Origin of the sequence: Oligoflexus sp. (genome assembly GCF_035638955.1) — a bacterium.
Taxonomy (GTDB): domain Bacteria; phylum Bdellovibrionota_B; class Oligoflexia; order Oligoflexales; family Oligoflexaceae; genus Oligoflexus.
The window spans coordinates 1-3,400 of record NZ_DASQYZ010000478.1; the positions used below are offsets into that span (position 1 = coordinate 1).

3 protein-coding genes are annotated in these 3,400 nt (G+C 49.7%); all 3 read right to left on the minus strand.

The annotated features are described in order from the left end of the window. Positions 1-153 precede the first annotated feature (153 nt). From scyC to VE954_RS38830, 3 genes are read right to left on the minus strand one after another with little or no spacing between them, the layout of a single operon-like run. On the minus strand, positions 154-1,107 hold the full coding sequence (scyC, locus tag VE954_RS38820) for a scytonemin biosynthesis cyclase/decarboxylase ScyC (RefSeq protein WP_324963325.1): 954 nt from the start codon (positions 1,105-1,107) through the stop codon (positions 154-156). A 27-nt stretch (positions 1,108-1,134) separates the two neighbouring features. Next, complete coding sequence (locus VE954_RS38825; protein WP_324963327.1) at positions 1,135-2,211, minus strand: Leu/Phe/Val dehydrogenase; 1,077 nt, start codon at positions 2,209-2,211, stop codon at positions 1,135-1,137. A 40-nt stretch (positions 2,212-2,251) separates the two neighbouring features. Further along, the gene (locus VE954_RS38830) at positions 2,252-3,256 is read right to left on the minus strand and encodes a thiamine pyrophosphate-dependent enzyme (protein ID WP_324963329.1); all 1,005 of its coding nucleotides are present in this window, start codon (positions 3,254-3,256) and stop codon (positions 2,252-2,254) included. Positions 3,257-3,400: the final 144 nt, after the last annotated feature.

Consider the following 3,400-nt stretch of genomic DNA (forward strand, 5'->3'; position numbering starts at 1 on the left):
TTCCAATAAACTGTAACCTGACGAAACCACTGAATATGCAAGTATGGCGTCTATAGTGATTTTAGCTGGTTGCGTGATTGGAAAACACAAACGCAACAGAGCCAAAAGGAGTGCCTTGGGACACTCCTTTTACCCGACCCCAATGTTTACCGGTTAACCCTTATAACTAATTCCTAGGGAAAACGTGCTCATATTGCCGGCGGCGGCTTCTGCGAAGCGCTTAATGTTAATAGCTTCGGCTCCAAAGTCTTCGATCACCAGCCTCCCTAGGAGAGACTGCTCAGATTGATTCCAGAATGTCACTCGATGGTGAAAGCAGCCTCGAGCCGTTTGGTTCCCAAGAGCATACGAGGTCGGGATTACCAGCGCTAGCGAGTGTTGTGTGTTATTGTACTCAGGGTAATAGCAACGCTGATCGACAATGCTGTATAAACCCACATCGTGAACTTTATGCGAGACGACAGAATTCCGGCCATATTCGTCGGTGAATTCACCGCGCTCTGGAGTCACGGCGCCACTTTTCTTGTATAAATGTGCCCACTTATCGAACTGTCGGATATCACCAATCAGCTTTACGACCTCGCTTACTGGGGCATCGATATAAATCGTATCTGAATCGACTCTCATCTGGCCAATGGAGGCTTGAGTTTGGCCGTTACGCTGCTCCAGGCGAGCCTTAAGCGATCGGCACTCTGAGGTATGAACGACATCGATAGCTTCTTTTATCATAGCCGTTCTACGAGCGGGATCAACGAAGCTTATCCAATGGAGATAAGTGCCTGACTCTCGTGAAGCTGGATTCATGGAACTAGCAGGGAAAAGCAAGACAGGGTAAACCTGATAGTAGTTCTGATATTCAAGCCCGCAGTGCCACTCGATCCCCTTAAACGTTTCGCTTTTGATCTCCCGCACATGATAGTAAAGGTCGTGATGGTAGCCCGAAGCGGTTCCCTTCCAAGTGTGGGCGTCAATTTTTTCCTTCATACGGCTGAACAAAGTCCACTCGTTGAGGTTTTTTAGCTCCATTAAATAAGCGTGAACTTCGTCAATGGGGCTGTTTATATAAACAGAAGTTGCGAAAGTGTTTTGTTCGTTGAATATGCCCATAACTCTTAGCCTCGTATTGTATGATGTTCAGGCTATCCCCAGATTCTTCTTCGTACTACTAAGTCGCTTCATGTGGCGAAATTCATGAAGGCGAGCCGTCGCCACCGTCTTCGAGGCCTCGAAGGGTGTAATGGAGTTTTTCATTGCCAAATCCAATATATCACTCGTAGTGGCGGCTATTCCAAAAACATGCTTCCACATCTCTTTCTCTGATCGGCCTATCATCTCATTGTAGACGTTGATGAGGCCTCCTGCATTGGCAACATAATCCGGTATATAGAGAATTCGACGATCGCAAAGCGCGCGCTGATGCCCTTCCTCACCCAGCTGATTATTAGCAGCCCCGACAACAGCCTTGGCTTTGATGTCCGGTATCGTGTCATCATTTAAAATCCCACCCATGGCGCAAGGAGCAAAGACATCAACGGGTAATTTATGGATTTCATTAGTTGCGACAGGGGTAGCGCCGTAGAGATCCACGATCCTTTTAACTTTAGCGGCATCAATGTCTGAGACGAACAATTCAGCCCCTTGAAGGCTCAACAAACGACACAGGTTCTCAGCTACGCTGCCACATCCTTGAATGGCTATTTTTAAACCGCGGAGCCCTGGGCAGCCCAGGCCCTTGGTGACGGCGACACTCATGGCCTGTACTAGCCCTTCCGCGGTGGCCGGTGCAGGCCCCCCGCCTAATCCGACGGTTCCCACCACAAAGCGGGTTTGCTTTTGCATACTCAACACATCTTCGGGTTGAATATTTACATCCTGGCCTGTAACAAAACGCCCGTTAAGCTCTTCAACAAATCGACCATATTCTTCGAAAAGCTCTCCGGTTTTGGACCGCGGGTCAGCGATAATTACGGCCTTTGCGCCACCCACCGGAATTTGAGCGCATGCTGCTTTATAAGTCATGCCTAGGCTTAGTCTTAAGACGTCACGCAGAGCCTCTTCCTCAGTAGGGTAAGGGAACAGTCTTGTTCCTCCCATTGTGATCCCAAGGCTTGTATCGTGAAGGGCTATAATTGCCTTGAGATTTCCAGCAGTGCTTTGGAAAAACAGCAATTCCTTATGTCCAGATTCAGTCAAGCGTTTGAACACGGTCATCTGTTTTCCTCACAGGGATATAGGTTTCGGACAGTCAAATTCAACTTCCCATTTTAGGGAAAGAAAGGGTCTGCGCTTCCTTTTCACTGATTGCTTTGAGGCCCTGATTGCGCTTTTCAGTGGGTGCGCGTTCATCGGGATTGATCAAGACATCTACCACGAAGGGTCCCTTTACCTTCAGAGCTGCAAGCAGGGCTTCACGGAGGTCACGTTCACATTCGACCCTGACACCATGAGCTCCCATTGATCTTGCCAGCATGGTAAAATCAGTCATGGGAATATCGGCGTCAGCTCCTTGCAGACCAAGCGTCTCCATTCCCTGATGGCACATATTGTAACGGGAATCGTTCAGAACAATCCAAACAGCCGGAATCTGATGGTGAACTGCGGTACTTATCTCGCAGGTCATGAGCATGGCTCCATCGCCTACGATGGCCACTGCTTTGCCATTTCTTGCTTGGGCGGCGCCGATCACCCCAGCTGTCATATGTCCCATCGATCCCATACGCATGCTCATTCGGTATCGGCCAGCCGTAGGAATACGAAGAAAGTGAACGGCCCAGGCAAACGAGTTCCCGGCCTCTGCCATCACCAAAGCATCCGTGGACTCAACAATAGTGCGTTGTATTTCTGCCATCAGGTATTGAGGTCGGACGCGGCCAGGGCTTGCGCATAAGTGCTCCCTTGAGAAAGAGTCAGCTAAAACGTATGCATTTGCCGGACCCCTCGGGGCCGGCGGAAGTCTGGCGATGACATCTGTTAGAAAGGCGCCGATTTCTGCGTGGACGGCAAAAGTGGGCGCCGCAGGAAATGCCACACCGGGCACCGAAGAATTAATATCGACATGTATGAATCCTTTTGAGGGCACCATGGAAGGATCCCAATACGAGGTGCCTTCGCCTAGACGTGTACCGAGAACCAGAATACGCCTGGGAGGGTTTTTCCTCATATACTCCTGAACAACGGAATGCTGGCCAAAACCTGTGACGCCGAGATAGAGAGGATGAGTTTCTGGAAAGATCCCCTTGCCGCGAGGCGAGGCCATAACCGGGAGCGTCGGGAAATTGGTGTCCGGGGTTGAAAATTAGTTCAGCAGCCCGATTTCTTCAATCGCATTCTCTATCGTGTTTTTCTCTTCCTTCTCTAAATGCCTTGTATAAAGCTTAGAATCGATGCGGTGCAGTCCCCA

What these genes read in the sequence shown, in the direction of transcription:
- VE954_RS38825 (WP_324963327.1), bottom strand. Translation starts at nt 2,211, where the DNA reads ATGACCGTGTTCAAACGCTTGACTGAATCTGGACATAAGGAATTGCTG.
- VE954_RS38830 (WP_324963329.1), bottom strand. Translation starts at nt 3,256, where the DNA reads ATGGCCTCGCCTCGCGGCAAGGGGATCTTTCCAGAAACTCATCCTCTC.
- scyC (WP_324963325.1), bottom strand. Translation starts at nt 1,107, where the DNA reads ATGGGCATATTCAACGAACAAAACACTTTCGCAACTTCTGTTTATATA.